This window comes from Hydrotalea sandarakina, assembly GCF_003254115.1.
Classification (GTDB): Bacteria; Bacteroidota; Bacteroidia; order Chitinophagales; family Chitinophagaceae; genus Hydrotalea; species Hydrotalea sandarakina.
The window spans coordinates 197,702-212,095 of sequence record NZ_QKZV01000002.1 but is presented as its reverse complement, the minus strand read 5'-3'; the positions used below and the strand labels follow the sequence as shown (position 1 = coordinate 212,095).

The window sequence follows — 14,394 nt, the reverse complement described above, 5'->3', positions numbered from 1 at the left end:
CTATTTATTTATTTCAAATTAATGGCTGATATAAAAAATTATCGTTGAATAATGTTTTTTTGAGTAATGAATAAGAAAAAGAAAATAATCACAAAAAAATAAACAAGGTCACGGGTGTCAATTACTCCACGACTTACACTTTGATAATGAAAATTGATTCCCAACATTTCAATATAATAATCAAGCGTTCCACTAAAAATGGGCAGTTTACTTAGGGCATCAAAGCCAATATACAGCATAAAACAAACAAACGCACCTGCAATAAAAGCTACAACAGTGTTATTAGTAAAACTACTTGCCGCTAAGCCAATGGAAATAAAAGCGCCGCTTAATAGAAGCAATCCAATATAACTGCCTATGGTTGCACCAATATCTAACCCCCCACTACTGCTTAAATGTTGCAAAGAAAATGCGTACACCAATGTAGGAATTAAGGCTGCAATAATGATTAAAAAAGCACCTAAAAACTTTCCAAAAACCAAGGCAGCCGGTTTTATTGGCCAGGTTTTTAATAATTCAAAAGTTCCTGATTTATATTCATCGGCCAAACTGCGCATCGTAATGGTTGGAATTAAAAAAAGCAATACCCAAGGTACAAAATCGAAAAATGGGGTTAAAGTGGCATAGCCGAAATTGAGCATACTTGAATCGGGGAAAACAAATAAAAACAAGCCATTCAGCAATAAAAAAATTATTAGCGCTACATATGCTGTAATGCTGCTGAAAAACTGGTTCCATTCTTTTTTACAAATCATCCACATAACTCTTCAAAACTAAGCGATAAGTTAGTTCTACAACAAGGTTTTAAAAAAATTATATGTTTATTTATAAAAAAAGCTGCAATCTTAACAATTGCAGCCTTGTATATTGGTTATCACTCAATTTAAACAGCAAAACTTTCACCGCATGCACAAGTACGGCTGGCATTGGGATTATTAAACTGAAAACCTTTACCATTTAAGCCATCTGAATATTCTAAAACGGTATTTACTAAATACAGTAAGCTTTTAATATCAGTTACTATTTTCAATCCATTGTCGTCAAAAACCTGATCACCGGCTTTTAATTCATTATCAAAATCCATTTTATAACTTAATCCGGAACAGCCGCCACCTACAACACCTACGCGAAGAAAATATGTAGCAGCATCTTTGCCTTCCTCTTTCATTAGCTCATATACTTTTTCACGAGCCTTATCGCTAATGTGTATTGCATTATCCATTGCTACCATAATAATTGAATTTAAATTATAAATACAAAGTTATTAAAACTTTATTGAACCGCACTGATTTGCGATTTAATAGCCAAAAGGCTAAAACAAAAGTTACATTAGTTTAACAAAAGCTTACCGGTTCGGTTTAAATAGTTGGCATTTGCTGCAAGGTTTTTTCTATAAGCTGAATGGCTGTATCTACCTCTGTTTCAGTGGTAAACCTACCCAAACTAAATCGCACTGAACTAAGCGCCAAATCATCCGGCACGCCAATAGCTTTTAACACATGGCTGGGTTGTAAAGTAGCTGAAGTACAGGCCGAACCCGAACTAACGGCTATATGCTTATTAAAAGCCCTTAATAAGGCATCCCCATCCCTATTTTGGAAAGACACATTGCTAACATGTGGCAAACGATGTTCAACACTTCCATTAATAATGGTTCCTTTTAGTTGTAATAAAGCAGCTTCTAACTTATTACGCAAGTAAGCAGTGTTGGCAGCATCTTGTTCCATTTGTTGTTGACAAATTTCAGCTGCTTTTCCAAAACCCACTATGCCCGGCACATTTAAGGTACCGCTGCGCATACCTTTTTCATGACCGCCACCATCCATTTGAGACATTAATTTTACTCTTGGATTTTTTCTGCGTACATATAATGCACCTACCCCTTTTGGACCGTATATTTTATGTGCACTAAATGCCATTACATCTATGCCATCTTGCAATACATTAACAGGAATTTTGCCTACTGCTTGTGTGGCATCGGAAAAAAACAATACATTATGTTGTTTAGCTATGGCAGATATTGCCGCAATATTTTGTATAACGCCAATTTCGTTATTGGCATACATTACAGCAATTAAAATTGTATTAGGTTGAATTGCTGCCTCTAAATCACTCAAATTCACCAAACCATTTAATTGTACCGGCAAATAAGTAACGGCAATGCCTTTCTGTTCTAAACGTTTACAGGTATCTAATACCGCCTTGTGTTCAGTGGTTAATGTAATAATATGATTACCTTTTAATGCATAGCTTTCAGCTATTCCTTTTAAAGCAAGGTTTACACTTTCCGTTGCACCTGAGGTGAAAATAATTTCATTTGCATTTGCATGAATTAATGCGGCAATTTGTTCACGGGCTATAGTTACAGCTTCATCGGCCTGCCATCCAAACACATGATTTTTACTGGCAGCATTACCAAAATGAACAGTGTAAAAAGGCAGCATTGCTTCCAATACCCTTGGGTCAACCGGTGTGGTAGCATTATAATCAAAATAAATAGGCAATTGCATCATACATCAAACACTTTAAACCCACAAATTACACGAATGTAGTATATTCGGATATATGATGGAATATTGAAAAACAACACCACTGTATTCTTAAACATTACTTCAACACTTTTTTATGCAAAAACTTGAACATATTGGCATAGCAGTAAAAAGTTTAACACAATCAGTTGCTTTATTCGAAGCTTTGTTAAATACCCACTGTTACAAAACTGAAATGGTTGAAACTGAAAAAGTAAACACCGCATTTTTAAAAATAGGAGATACAAAAGTTGAGTTATTGGAAAGTTTGCAGCCGGAAGGAGTCATTTCCAAATTTATTGAGCACCGTGGTGAAGGCATTCACCATATTGCCTTTGAAGTGGCAGATATATTTGAAGAAGTGAAGCGACTGGAAAACGAAGGATTCAGTTTCATTAATACTACACCGCACCGGGGTGCCGATAATAAATTAGTTTGTTTTTTAATGCCTAAAACAACAAATGGTGTATTGGTTGAATTGTGTCAGGAAATTCAATCATAATAATTAAAAGTTACAAAATTCAATGTTTACATGGCTTCCCACTGCAACATGATGATTGGGATGATTCACCAATACTGTTCCTGCAAAAGTTGTTTCAATTACCAGCAAATAAAAATTTCCATAAAACAATACTTCTTTTACCCGGCCTTGTAACGAAGTTGGGATATTGGAATTACTTATTTGTAGTTGATGCGGCCTAATGATACAGCTATTGCTGTGTTTACGATTTTCGGGCATGAGTTGAGCTGGCACTATATCGGAAGGAAGCACATTGTAATATCCAAAAAGGGCAGCAGTATATTCATTGATGGGATAATAGTAAACTTCATGTGGTGTTGCCTGCTGAATTAAAGTTCCTTTTTGTAAAACCAACACGCTGTCGGCCCAAGGTAAAACATCATTTGCATCGTGAGAGGCCAACAAGAAATTTATTTTTTCGTATTGTTCAATATCCGATAAAATTGCTTTTAGAATTTGTTTATGTTCATAATCCAAGTTAGAAAAAGGTTCATCTAATACCAGTAGTTGAGGTTTTGTAATTAGTAACCTTGCTAAAGCAACGCGTTGGCGTTCACCGCCTGAAAGTTGATTGGTTTTTCTTTTCAACAAATGTTCAATTCTACAAATTTGGAATAGTTCACTCGATTCTTTATCGGAAAGTTGTGTATTATAATGCAAAATCTCATGAATGGTATAATTATTCCATAACTCAAAATGCTGCGAAAGATATGCAATGCCTTTATGCCCGGGTAACAACTGTTCTTCAGGGCCTTTCACTTTTTCACCTTTAAACATCACCATTCCCGAATCAGGCTGTTCCCAACCGGCAATAATTTTTAACAGCGTTGTTTTTCCGGCACCTGAGGATCCTGTTACCGCAATTTTTTGTCCTTCATTTTGTTGAAATGAAATATTATTGAGCACTAATGAAGAAGAGGCAGGGGAATATTTTTTTTGAATTTGAGATACTTCTAATAGCATGTTACTTTAATTCGCTGTATAAAAATTGCGAATGCAAGTTAATTACATGTATTAAATAAGTGGCTAATCAATTTTAAAGCCCTAATTTTTCAATGGCTAATTGTGCTGCAGCCTGGCTGGCATCTTTTTTATTAAAACCTTTACCAACGGATAACACTTCACCATCTAAAACCGCATTAATCGTAAATACACGTCTGCTGCCTTCCAACTTTTCATCTACCAATTCAAAGTTTAATAATTTACCATTTCGGTTGGCCCAGCCAATCAATTTATTTTTCAGGTTAATATCAATTAATTCCAAATCTTCAATAAACATGTGTGGAATTAATATTTGCTTAATTACCCATTTTCGAGCTTTTTCATAGCCTTTATCTAAGTAGATAGCGCCGGTAATTGCTTCCAACGTATTACCAAAAATTTGGCTGCTTTTTAGTGAGCCATCAAACTTATTAAAGCGTGTTATTTTTTTTAAACCCATTTTCACAGCAATATCGTTTAATTGCTGTCTATTCACCATTTTGCTGCGCATTTCGGTTAAAAAACCTTCGCCCTTGGCAGGATAACGTTTAAATAAATAATCGGCAACTACCGCACTTAAAACGGCATCACCCAAGTATTCTAAACGCTCATTATTTTCTTCAGGAGTATCTTTTACCGAACGATGACTTAAAGCTATTTTATACAATAAAATTTTACCCGGTTTAATACCCAGTACGTTTTTCAATTCTTTTACCAAAGCTGTATCTGATGACCTAAAAATATTCGGTAGCATTTGCACAGCGTTAAGCTACAAATTTTTTTACAATTATACAGGCATTATGTCCGCCAAAACCAAAAGTATTGCTAAGAGCAGCATTGATGGTTTTGGATTGGGCTTTATTAAAAGTAAAATTGAGTTTGGGATCTAATTCAGGATCGTCGGTAAAGTGATTAATGGTGGGGGGAACAATATTATGCACCACACTTTGAATACAGGCAATAGCTTCAATAACCCCTGCTGCACCTAAGCAGTGCCCGGTCATTGATTTGGTTGCGCTGATATTCAATTTATAGGCATGTTCTTTAAAAACATTGACAATTGCCTTCACCTCGGCTATATCACCTAATGGGGTTGATGTGCCATGGGTATTAATGTAATCAATTTCTTCAGGCTGCATGCCTGCATCTTCCAAAGCTGCTTTCATTACATTCTGAGCACCTAAACCATCGGGATGGGGTGCAGTAATGTGATAGGCATCGGCAGTTGCGCCACCACCGGCTATTTCACAATAAATTTTTGCGCCACGAGCCAAAGCATGTTCTAAAGTTTCCATTACTACAACTCCGGCTGCTTCGCCCATTACAAAACCGTCGCGATCTTTATCATAAGGACGGCTGGCCGTAGTGGGGTCATCATTGCGCTCACTCATCGCTTTCATGGCATTAAAGCCACCTACACCTGCTTCACTAATTACGGCTTCGCTTCCGCCGGTAAGTATTATATCGGCTTTACCTAAGCGCAGTAAGTTATATGCCTCAATCATTGCATTGGTACTACTGGCACATGCACTTACTACAGCGAAATTGGGTCCACGTAAATTATGACGCATTGATATTTGCCCTGCGGCAATATCTAAAATCATTTTAGGTATGAAGAATGGGTTAAAACGAGGTGTTCCATCGCCTTTTGCAAAATCCATTACTTCTTGTTGAAAAGTAATTAAACCACCAATTCCACTGGCAAATACAACGCCTACTCTATCGGGATTAATATTTTCTTTATTTAATCCGGCATCGGCCATGGCTTGGTCGCTGGCAACTAAAGCAAATTGTGTAAAGCGGTCAATTTTCCTTGCCTCTTTTTTGTCTAAATACTGAACAGGATCAAATCCTTTTACCTCGCAGGCAAACTGCGTTCTAAATTTGGAGGCATCGAATTGAGTAATAGGTGCAGCGCCGGAAACACCTTTTACAAGATTTTCCCAGTAATCAGCTACCGTATTACCTAAGGGAGTAAGCGCCCCTAAGCCGGTTACGACAACGCGTTTTAATTGCATAGTTTTAGTACCTGTTTTTAAGAGATAATCCGCCCATCTTTAGCATGTAGCCTTAGAAAGGCGGATTCATTATTCCATCAATGGAGTAAAAGCTTATTTGGCATGTTCTTCCAGATAAGTAATTGCTTGGCCAACGGTGGTAATGGTTTCAGCCTGCTCATCAGGAATAGAAATGTTGAATTCTTTTTCAAATTCCATGATTAACTCCACGGTATCCAAAGAATCGGCACCGAGATCGTTAGTAAATGAAGCTTCATTGGTTACTTCTGCTTCATCAACACCTAACTTGTCGACAATGATTTTCTTTACTCTTGTTGCGATGTCTGACATTGTAAAAAGTTTTGTTACAGGCGCAAAAATATGTTTTTTGCCAAAACTCCAATAAATTATGCCAATTTTGTTTTAACAAGTTTTTTGAACAGTTTAATAACATTTTTTGATTTGCACATTTTTCGGCAATTTTAGAAATGATTTTTATCTTGTAAAAAATTAGGAAAGAATGGCAATTAAGATTATTGATTACGGCACTGAGGAATATCGCCAAATGGTAGAATTACGTTACCAAATTTTACGCAAGCCATTGGGTTTGTTTTTTAACGAAAAGGAATTGGAAAAAGAAAAAAATGATATTTTAATAGGATGTTTTGAAGAAGATAAATTGGAAGGTTGCTGTATTTTAACCCCCATAGACAAACAAAAAATTCGATTACGCCAAATGGCTGTTATTGATGGATTACAAGGCCGAGGTATAGGGCGATCTTTAATGAGCTATGCAGAAAACTTTGCAAAAGACATGGGCTATACCACATTATGTATGCATGCAAGAAAATCTGCCGTTGGTTTTTATGAAAAACTAGGCTACCATATAGCTTCAGAGGAATTTACGGAAGTTAACATTCCACATTACATGATGGAAAAAATGCTAATTTAATTTCCGGCATGAATGTGCAGTTGAAATAACTGCCTAAGCGCATGTTTATTTGTATCGTCTAAACCTTCTTTAGGCACTAGAAAAAAAGATTTCGGATTAAAATACAGGTGAAAAAAATGTGGGCTTTCCATATATTTTGAAAAATCAGCCCATTGCCAATGCGCTTCTCCCCTTTCATTTTCCAATAAAATTTGTTCATCGGTAAATTGTATGATAAACTTATCGGTAAAAGTTTTAATGCTACGTTTATAAATGGTGTAGGGCAAAATATACCAAACGGCCAACAACATTAATATCCAAATAAACGAACCCAATATAAATGGTTCGGGTCTAATTTTTTTAAAGAAGAATAACACAGCCGCCAATATTGCATATAAGTTCACTATAATAATCATGAATTTTATTTCCTGGCGAGCATAAAAGTGGTAACGAAGTGCCTGTATTACCTTCTTTTTGTTGTAAGAAAAGCTGAATTGCATCATAGTAAAATGTAAAAGTAATGGTTTAGGCCCTATTCAGGTACAAATAAAAACAACCTGCTTCATAAATTGAAACAGGTTGTTATAAAAAATGATTAATGAATATTTTAACTGCAACCCATGCTATTGCCACAATTTAAACATTTGTAGCAAGTACCACTTCTTACAGTTATATGCCCGCAGGTATTACAAGCAGGTGCATCGCTTTGCATATTTTTGGCTGCCGCATTTACCATGTCTAAATCGCTACTATTTACTGCTTTTGAAACAGCAGTAGCATTTTTGCTCACTGCAGTTGATGCAGGTGAACTACCAGCAGGTGCTACAACTCGCATGTTACTTAATTCCGGCTTGCCTAAGTAAGACAGTTCAGATGATTCATCATCTGTATTTCCTACTTCGGGTTTGTTTAAAACATGAACCAAATCTGTTCTTCCCAAATAATCGAAGGCCAATGCTCTAAATACAAAATCTACCAACGAAGTGGTTGTTTTAATATTAGGATGATCTACCATTCCGGCCGGTTCAAATTTTGTGAAGACAAATTTTTCAACAAATTCTTCTAATGGAACACCGTATTGCAAGCCTACCGAAACAGCAATGGCAAAACAGTTCATTAAGCTGCGTAATGTAGAACCTTCTTTGGCTAAATCAATAAATATTTCGCCTAAAGTGCCATCGGAATATTCACCGGTACGCAAAAAGATGACTTGCCCACCTACTTTTGCCTTTTGTGTATATCCTCTACGTTTTGCCGGCAAGGCTTTTCTTTCAACGATTCTTGATAAAGCCCGTTTCAATTTGGTGTCTGTAGAGGCATTCATGCGTTTGGTTACTTCCTCTAACAACTCATCAACCGTAAGCTGGCTTAAATCGACAATTTTACTACTTTCAACAGGTAATTTTACTGCTTCGGTAGTGGCTTCTTTTGCTGTTGATGCTGTTTCGTCGCTTTTTTTCTTTTTGTCTGATTTGTTGCTTAACGGTTGAGAGAGTTTAGAGCCATCCCTATATAAAGCACACGCTTTTAAACCTAATTTCCAGCTTAAATAATAAGCTTCTTCAATTTCCTGAACGGTAGCCTCGTGAGGTAAATTAATGGTTTTAGAAATTGCCCCACTTAAGAAAGGTTGACAAGCTGCCATCATTTTAATATGCCCATGTGCATGGATGTAACGCTGACCACGTTTTCCGCATTTATTGGCACAATCAAACACCGGCAAATGCTCAGGCTTTAAATGAGGCGCACCTTCTACCGTCATAGTGCCGCAAACATAATCGTTCGCTGCATCAATTTCTTCTTCCGTAAAACCTAATGCTTCTAACATATTAAAATTCCAATCGCTGTATTCCTCTTCTTTAAATCCTAATCTTTGCATGCAGGCATCGCCCAAAGCATATCTATTAAAGAGGAAACTAATTTCAAAGGCTGATTTAGCTGCTTGATTTATTTTGGCAATCTCTTCTTGCAAAAATCCTTTAGCAGCCAAAGTAGTATTGTTAATGAATGGAGCACCTTCAAAACTAGCGGTACCCACTGCATAGTTTACAATATCTTTTATTTGCGCTTCTGTATAACCCAAAGTTTTTAAAGCATTAGGAACAGCTTGGTTAATAATTTTGAAATAGCCACCACCACTTAATTTTTTAAATTTCACTAAAGCAAAATCGGGTTCAACACCGGTGGTATCGCAATCCATAATTAAACCAATTGTTCCGGTTGGTGCAATAACAGTGGTTTGTGCATTTCTATAGCCATATTTTTCACCCAACTGCACTGCATCATCCCAGGCTTTTGTAGCAGCTTTAAGTAAATAATCAGGACAATATTTTGCCTTTATGCCGGCAGGTTTAATTTCTAAACCTACATATGCTTCTTCCGCATCATAAGCTGCGGCTCTGTGGTTACGCATAACGCGCAGCATATCTTCTTTATTCTCTTCGTATTTTTTAAAGGGGCCTAAGAATGCAGCCATTTCAGCTGAAGTTTTATAAGCTGTACCCGTCATTATTGCCGTAATTGCACCGGCAATACCGCGAGCTTCTTCACTGTCGTAAGGTATTCCGCTTAGCATTAGAATGGTACCCAAATTGGCAAATCCCAATCCTAAAGTGCGATAATCGTAGGAAAGTTGAGCTACTTCTTTTGAAGGGAATTGGGCCATCAAAACAGAAATTTCTAAAACAACAGTCCATAACCGACTGATGTATTCAATTCCTTCAACATCTACTGAACAATTCTCTTCATTAAAAAATTTACGTAGGTTGATTGAAGCCAGGTTGCAAGCAGTATTGTCTAAAAACATATACTCGCTACAAGGATTAGATGCATTGATGCGACCACCTTTGGGGCAAGTATGCCATTCATTAATGGTTGTATCGTATTGTGTACCGGGGTCGGCGCAACGCCAGGCTGCATAGGAAATATTATCCCACACTTCACGAGCCGGAATTGTTTTCATTACCCTGCCATCGGTGCGAGCTTTTAATTCCCAGTTTTCATTTTTTTCTAATTTCTCAAAAAATGAGTTGGGAATACGTACGGAATTATTGGAATTTTGACCTGAAACAGTTGCATAAGCTTCGCCTTCGTAGCTGGAATCGTAACCTGCGGCAATTAAAGCAGCCACTTTATTTTCTTCTTCTACTTTCCAGTTAATAAATTTCATTATTTCAGGGTGATCTAAATCCAAGCAAACCATTTTAGCCGCACGGCGAGTAGTTCCACCTGATTTTATTGCTCCTGCTGCTCTGTCACCAATTTTTAAGAAGCTCATCAATCCGCTTGAAGTACCTCCACCACTCAATTTTTCACCTTCTCCCCTTATTTGTGAAAAATTGGTGCCAACACCACTGCCGTATTTAAAAATACGGGCTTCGCGTACCCATAAATCCATAATGCCGCCTTCATTTACCAAATCATCATTTACTGATAAAATAAAGCAAGCATGCGGTTGAGGCCGTTCATAGGCATTTTCAGATTTTTTTAGCACCTCATCTACCGGGTCAACATAATAATGGCCTTGTGGCTTTCCGGTAATTCCATAGCTTTCGTATAAGCCGGTATTGAACCATTGAGGTGAATTTGGAACGCATGATTGGTTTAATATGCTAAACACCAATTCATCATAAAAAATTTGAGCATCTTGCTCTGATGCAAAATAATGAAAACGCTGCCCCCACACCTTCCAACAATTGGCCATTCTGTGGGCAACTTGTTTAACGGAAGTTTCCCTTCCGGTTGTTCCATCGGCTTGAGGAACGCCGGCTTTTCTAAAATATTTTTGAGCTAATATATCTGTGGCAATTTGGCTCCAATGTTTCGGCACTTCAACATTATTCATCTCAAATACCACTTTACCGCTAGGGTCTTTAATGATACTGGTACGATAGTCGTATTCAAACAAATCAAATACACTTATACCTTCCCGGGTATAACGGCGTTTAAATTGTAGTGCTTTTTGTTTAGATGCAGGTGCCATAGCCATTAGTTTAGAATTGCAAAATGTTTTTTAAAGGATATCCTTTTATTGGGATAGCTTCTTACGAAAATATCTTTTAGCAACTAAAAAACAACATCCTAAATATTAACAGATTGTGGAAAAATGTTGTGGAAAATTTGCTAACTCAAACCCCTATTGCATTTCAAAAAATATTAACACATGTAGATAATATTTTTTGAAAAATTGCTTGCTATTTCGTTGATTTTTGCTATATGTAAAACATTTCTTTGATAATGTTTATCTAATTGTTGATTACATGCTTATTGAAATTTTCTAACACAGATTATTGCTGTTATTCAATAAAACACACTTAGAACGTTTTTTTCTGAAAATTAATAAAAAAGCAGCTGAATGCACAATTAGTTGGTCTAAAATAAATGCCAAATTTTTTTTATTAAATTCAAATTATGGTCAATAATTTGTAGTGAATATTTTGAACTAAGAAGTATTTTGTCAGGAAAACAAAGATTTTCAGCGGTTTGTAACAGATACTTCTTAATTTAAGCTATTAAAACAAAAAATTTTTGCATTTTTGCAATAAGTCAGTCACTTACAATTTTTTGCATGAAGCAATCTTTGTACCATCAACTTACGGAAAAAAAGCAGGCAGGAAAAAAGTCATTTGCTGTTTTAATTGATCCTGATAAGGTTAATGAAACCTCTATTGAAGCATTAGTGCAATTATCTGTACCGGCGAAAGTGGACTATTTTTTTGTAGGTGGTAGCTTGGTTATTTCCAATCATTTAGACGAATGTATTCGGCAAATTAAAAAAGCCTGTAATATACCGGTGGTTTTATTTCCCGGTTCCCCATCACAAGTTAGTCGGTATGCCGATGCTTTACTGTACCTTTCATTGATTTCCGGCCGTAATCCCGAGTTATTAATCGGCCAACATGTTGTGAGTGCCCCTTTTGTTAAAAAAAGTGGATTAGAAATAATGCCTACGGGTTATATGGTTATTGATGGTGGTGCCCCTACCACTGTGTCATATATTTCCAATGCCACGCCCATTCCCAGCGATAAAAACGACATAGCCATGTGTACTGCTATGGCAGGTGAAATGTTGGGTATGAAACTAATTTATATGGATGCCGGCAGTGGTGCTAAACGCCCCATAACAGAAGATATGATAAAATCGGTAGCACAACATATTGAAGTGCCTTTAATTATTGGCGGTGGCATTACTGATGCCGAAAAAGCTTACTTGAATTGCAAAGCCGGCGCCGATATTATTGTTGTAGGTAATGCTATTGAAAAAGATGCATCGCTCATTAAGGAAATAAGCGATGCAATTCATTCAGTTCCAGTAAAGATTTAAAGTTTAACGCAATTGTGTAGTATCCACCCTTGATGGAGTATCTTTTCCATTAACTATACTTTGTGCACTTAAAGCAATGGCTTTAATGATGGCTGTCATGTTTTGTAAGTTTAATGTGCTTACTTCATCACTGGGTTTGTGATAATTGGGTTCATTATCCATTTTGGAAGTTGAAATAGTATGCGCCGGTACCCCTTTTTTTGCTAAAGTTGCATTATCGGAACGATAAAATAAGTTTTGCTCGGTATAGGGGTCGGGATAAAATGTAAAGGGTGTGCCTTTTAAATTTTTTTGCATTATCTCGCCCATATTGGTTTTATCGTAACCGGTAATATAGGCACTATTTGTGCCCCATTTACTTTCTGTACCAATCATTTCTATATTAAACATGGCCTTTACTTTTTCCGGATTAAATTGTTCAGAAAAATATGCTGAGCCATATTCTCCAATTTCTTCAGCAGTAAACGCAGCAAAAACTAGCGTACGAGCATTATTGTGTAATGCTGCATAATATTTCGCTAACATAATTACAGCTGTAGTTCCTGCGGCATCATCATTGGCACCATTGTAAATTGAATCGCCATTAACCGGTTTGCCTATTCCTAAATGATCATAGTGACCGGAAAAAATAACGTATTCATTAGGCAAACTTTTACCGGGTAAAATGCCCACAATATTGCTTAGTGGCATTTCTTTAAAACTTTGTTGCGCCTTTATTTCAAAGCTTTGAGGATTTGTTTGTGAAGTAAGAACAAAGATGAAACTGGCAGAATTTTGTAAAAACTGACGCGAAAAATAACTTAATCGTTGAAAGTTTTTTGCAAATGAAGTATCAACAAATACTACTTGATTTTCATGCGATTGCAGTAAAGGTGCAATATGAGAAAAGAAGTCAGTACCTGCTGCAATTGAGGTTAAATGATAACCCGAATGTTCATTGATGGTAAGCATTTTTTCGGGCGAACGAACAATGCAATTATTTTGGGGAATCTGCATGCCATTAATGCTGGCATTTACAGTAACCTGATCGGGCTTTAACAACATAAAATTTTGCCTGTAACTACCATTGTTGTCGAAGGGTTTCAACCCTGCTTGTTTAAATTCATTAATAATGAAATTGGCAGCTTTTTCAACACCCGGCGTAAAAACTCGCCTTCCCTGCATATCATCTGCAGCTAAAATATTTTCAATATTGGTTACTGCTTTTTCATTAATTACTTTATCAAGTAACCCTTGTGCATTTGATTCGTAAACAAAAAATAAAGCAATGATTAAAAACACATTTTTAGTGTAGCGCATAAATTAGATTTAACATTAAAAAAAATGTGCTGCAAAAAGCAACACACAAAAAAAGTTGCAGAATATAAAAGAAGTTATAAACTCATCATTTCTTTAAACTTAACAGTTTGTCTGCGACTTACCTCTACTTTTTCTCCTCCTTTTAAATCAATAAGCAGGCCTCCGTTAAAGTAAGGTTCAATTTTTTCAATCCAACGAAGATTGATGATATGTTTACGATTGGCTCTAAAAAACATTTTATCATCCAAGCGATCTTCTAAAGCATTTAATGATTTTAGAATTAATGGCTTGTTATTGCCAAAATATACTTTAGCGTAGTTACCAACGCTTTCAAATAATCGTATTTCGCCCAATTTTACAAACCAACACCGCTCGCCATCTTTTACAAAAACCTGATCGTTTTCGGTAAGTGGCCCACGATTAGGCTGCCCATTTAAACCTAATTTTTCTTTAAATAATTCATCTTGCAATTTAGCTACTGCATCAGCAAGACGTTTGGGTTCAATGGGTTTTAATAAATAATCCAAAGCATTTACTTCAAATGCTTTAATGGCATATTCATCATAAGCCGTAGTAAAAATTACTTTAGGTGTTTTTTCAACTTGCTCTAACAAATCAAAACCGGTTTTGCCGGGCATTTGAATGTCAAGGAAAATTAATTCAGGTTGATACATTTCAATTTTTTCAATCCCTTCATCTACATTGGCAGCTTCTTCAATTACTTCAATATCGTTGTGGTTTTGTAATAGTTTTTTTAGCTCATTTCTGGCTAATCGTTCATCATCAATAATAATAGCTTTGATAGGCATGTTTTA

The 14,394-nt window shown here is 36.3% G+C and carries 14 protein-coding genes; 3 read left to right on the top strand and 11 right to left on the bottom strand.

Going from position 1 to position 14,394, the window contains the following annotated elements:
- Window positions 1–38: 38 nt before the first annotated feature.
- The 3 genes from LX80_RS03860 to LX80_RS03850 all read right to left on the bottom strand — a co-directional run bounded on the left by LX80_RS03860 (window position 39) and on the right by LX80_RS03850 (window position 2,513).
- Complete coding sequence (locus LX80_RS03860) at window positions 39–761, bottom strand: ABC transporter permease subunit (RefSeq protein WP_111293736.1); 723 nt, start codon at window positions 759–761, stop codon at window positions 39–41.
- Between the two features lie 122 nt (window positions 762–883).
- Window positions 884–1,222, bottom strand: a complete 339-nt coding sequence (locus LX80_RS03855; RefSeq protein WP_111293991.1) for a HesB/IscA family protein — start codon at window positions 1,220–1,222, stop codon at window positions 884–886.
- A gap of 136 nt (window positions 1,223–1,358) precedes the next feature.
- Complete coding sequence (locus LX80_RS03850) at window positions 1,359–2,513, bottom strand: IscS subfamily cysteine desulfurase (RefSeq protein WP_211307693.1); 1,155 nt, start codon at window positions 2,511–2,513, stop codon at window positions 1,359–1,361.
- Between the two features lie 112 nt (window positions 2,514–2,625).
- On the opposite strand from LX80_RS03850, the gene mce reads away from it, so the two are divergent.
- Window positions 2,626–3,030 (top strand): methylmalonyl-CoA epimerase, encoded by a 405-nt coding sequence (mce, locus tag LX80_RS03845; protein ID WP_111293735.1) that lies wholly within the window; start codon window positions 2,626–2,628, stop codon window positions 3,028–3,030.
- A 3-nt stretch (window positions 3,031–3,033) separates the two neighbouring features.
- Here mce and LX80_RS03840 read toward each other — a convergent pair whose 3' ends face one another.
- The 4 genes from LX80_RS03840 to LX80_RS03825 all read right to left on the bottom strand — a co-directional run bounded on the left by LX80_RS03840 (window position 3,034) and on the right by LX80_RS03825 (window position 6,377).
- On the bottom strand, window positions 3,034–4,011 hold the full coding sequence (locus tag LX80_RS03840; RefSeq protein ID WP_111293734.1) for an ABC transporter ATP-binding protein: 978 nt from the start codon (window positions 4,009–4,011) through the stop codon (window positions 3,034–3,036).
- A 73-nt stretch (window positions 4,012–4,084) separates the two neighbouring features.
- Window positions 4,085–4,783 carry a ribonuclease III gene (rnc, locus tag LX80_RS03835; protein WP_111293733.1) on the bottom strand — a complete coding sequence of 233 codons (699 nt, stop codon included), beginning with the start codon at window positions 4,781–4,783 and terminating at the stop codon, window positions 4,085–4,087.
- Between the two features lie 10 nt (window positions 4,784–4,793).
- Entirely contained in the window at window positions 4,794–6,047 is a 1,254-nt protein-coding gene (gene fabF, locus LX80_RS03830) for a beta-ketoacyl-ACP synthase II (RefSeq protein ID WP_111293732.1), read from the bottom strand.
- 93 nt (window positions 6,048–6,140) lie between these two features.
- Window positions 6,141–6,377: an acyl carrier protein gene (locus LX80_RS03825; protein ID WP_068244159.1), complete on the bottom strand. Its 237-nt coding sequence runs from the start codon at window positions 6,375–6,377 to the stop codon at window positions 6,141–6,143.
- 169 nt (window positions 6,378–6,546) lie between these two features.
- On the opposite strand from LX80_RS03825, the gene LX80_RS03820 reads away from it, so the two are divergent.
- Window positions 6,547–6,978, top strand: a complete 432-nt coding sequence (locus LX80_RS03820) for a GNAT family N-acetyltransferase (RefSeq protein WP_111293731.1) — start codon at window positions 6,547–6,549, stop codon at window positions 6,976–6,978.
- Here the strand turns inward: LX80_RS03820 and LX80_RS03815 are convergent.
- Window positions 6,975–7,460 (bottom strand): YcxB family protein, encoded by a 486-nt coding sequence (locus LX80_RS03815; protein WP_245897956.1) that lies wholly within the window; start codon window positions 7,458–7,460, stop codon window positions 6,975–6,977. The genes LX80_RS03820 and LX80_RS03815 overlap by 4 nt on opposite strands.
- A gap of 104 nt (window positions 7,461–7,564) precedes the next feature.
- On the bottom strand, window positions 7,565–10,939 hold the full coding sequence (locus LX80_RS03810) for a vitamin B12-dependent ribonucleotide reductase (RefSeq protein WP_111293988.1): 3,375 nt from the start codon (window positions 10,937–10,939) through the stop codon (window positions 7,565–7,567).
- A 585-nt stretch (window positions 10,940–11,524) separates the two neighbouring features.
- Between LX80_RS03810 and LX80_RS03805 the strand changes: the two genes are divergently transcribed.
- On the top strand, window positions 11,525–12,280 hold the full coding sequence (locus LX80_RS03805) for a geranylgeranylglyceryl/heptaprenylglyceryl phosphate synthase (RefSeq protein ID WP_111293730.1): 756 nt from the start codon (window positions 11,525–11,527) through the stop codon (window positions 12,278–12,280).
- Window positions 12,281–12,283: 3 nt separating this feature from the next.
- Here LX80_RS03805 and LX80_RS03800 read toward each other — a convergent pair whose 3' ends face one another.
- Window positions 12,284–13,579: a M28 family peptidase gene (locus LX80_RS03800; protein ID WP_111293729.1), complete on the bottom strand. Its 1,296-nt coding sequence runs from the start codon at window positions 13,577–13,579 to the stop codon at window positions 12,284–12,286.
- Between the two features lie 74 nt (window positions 13,580–13,653).
- The gene (locus LX80_RS03795) at window positions 13,654–14,388 is read right to left on the bottom strand and encodes a LytR/AlgR family response regulator transcription factor (protein ID WP_111293728.1); all 735 of its coding nucleotides are present in this window, start codon (window positions 14,386–14,388) and stop codon (window positions 13,654–13,656) included.
- Window positions 14,389–14,394 lie beyond the last annotated feature (6 nt).

What these genes read in the sequence shown, in the direction of transcription:
- LX80_RS03840 (WP_111293734.1), bottom strand. Translation starts at nt 4,011, where the DNA reads ATGCTATTAGAAGTATCTCAAATTCAAAAAAAATATTCCCCTGCCTCT.
- LX80_RS03805 (WP_111293730.1), top strand. Translation starts at nt 11,525, where the DNA reads ATGAAGCAATCTTTGTACCATCAACTTACGGAAAAAAAGCAGGCAGGA.
- LX80_RS03855 (WP_111293991.1), bottom strand. Translation starts at nt 1,222, where the DNA reads ATGGATAATGCAATACACATTAGCGATAAGGCTCGTGAAAAAGTATAT.
- LX80_RS03825 (WP_068244159.1), bottom strand. Translation starts at nt 6,377, where the DNA reads ATGTCAGACATCGCAACAAGAGTAAAGAAAATCATTGTCGACAAGTTA.
- LX80_RS03860 (WP_111293736.1), bottom strand. Translation starts at nt 761, where the DNA reads ATGTGGATGATTTGTAAAAAAGAATGGAACCAGTTTTTCAGCAGCATT.
- mce (WP_111293735.1), top strand. Translation starts at nt 2,626, where the DNA reads ATGCAAAAACTTGAACATATTGGCATAGCAGTAAAAAGTTTAACACAA.
- LX80_RS03810 (WP_111293988.1), bottom strand. Translation starts at nt 10,939, where the DNA reads ATGGCACCTGCATCTAAACAAAAAGCACTACAATTTAAACGCCGTTAT.
- LX80_RS03820 (WP_111293731.1), top strand. Translation starts at nt 6,547, where the DNA reads ATGGCAATTAAGATTATTGATTACGGCACTGAGGAATATCGCCAAATG.
- rnc (WP_111293733.1), bottom strand. Translation starts at nt 4,783, where the DNA reads ATGCTACCGAATATTTTTAGGTCATCAGATACAGCTTTGGTAAAAGAA.
- LX80_RS03850 (WP_211307693.1), bottom strand. Translation starts at nt 2,513, where the DNA reads ATGATGCAATTGCCTATTTATTTTGATTATAATGCTACCACACCGGTT.
- LX80_RS03815 (WP_245897956.1), bottom strand. Translation starts at nt 7,460, where the DNA reads ATGATGCAATTCAGCTTTTCTTACAACAAAAAGAAGGTAATACAGGCA.
- LX80_RS03795 (WP_111293728.1), bottom strand. Translation starts at nt 14,388, where the DNA reads ATGCCTATCAAAGCTATTATTATTGATGATGAACGATTAGCCAGAAAT.
- LX80_RS03800 (WP_111293729.1), bottom strand. Translation starts at nt 13,579, where the DNA reads ATGCGCTACACTAAAAATGTGTTTTTAATCATTGCTTTATTTTTTGTT.
- fabF (WP_111293732.1), bottom strand. Translation starts at nt 6,047, where the DNA reads ATGCAATTAAAACGCGTTGTCGTAACCGGCTTAGGGGCGCTTACTCCC.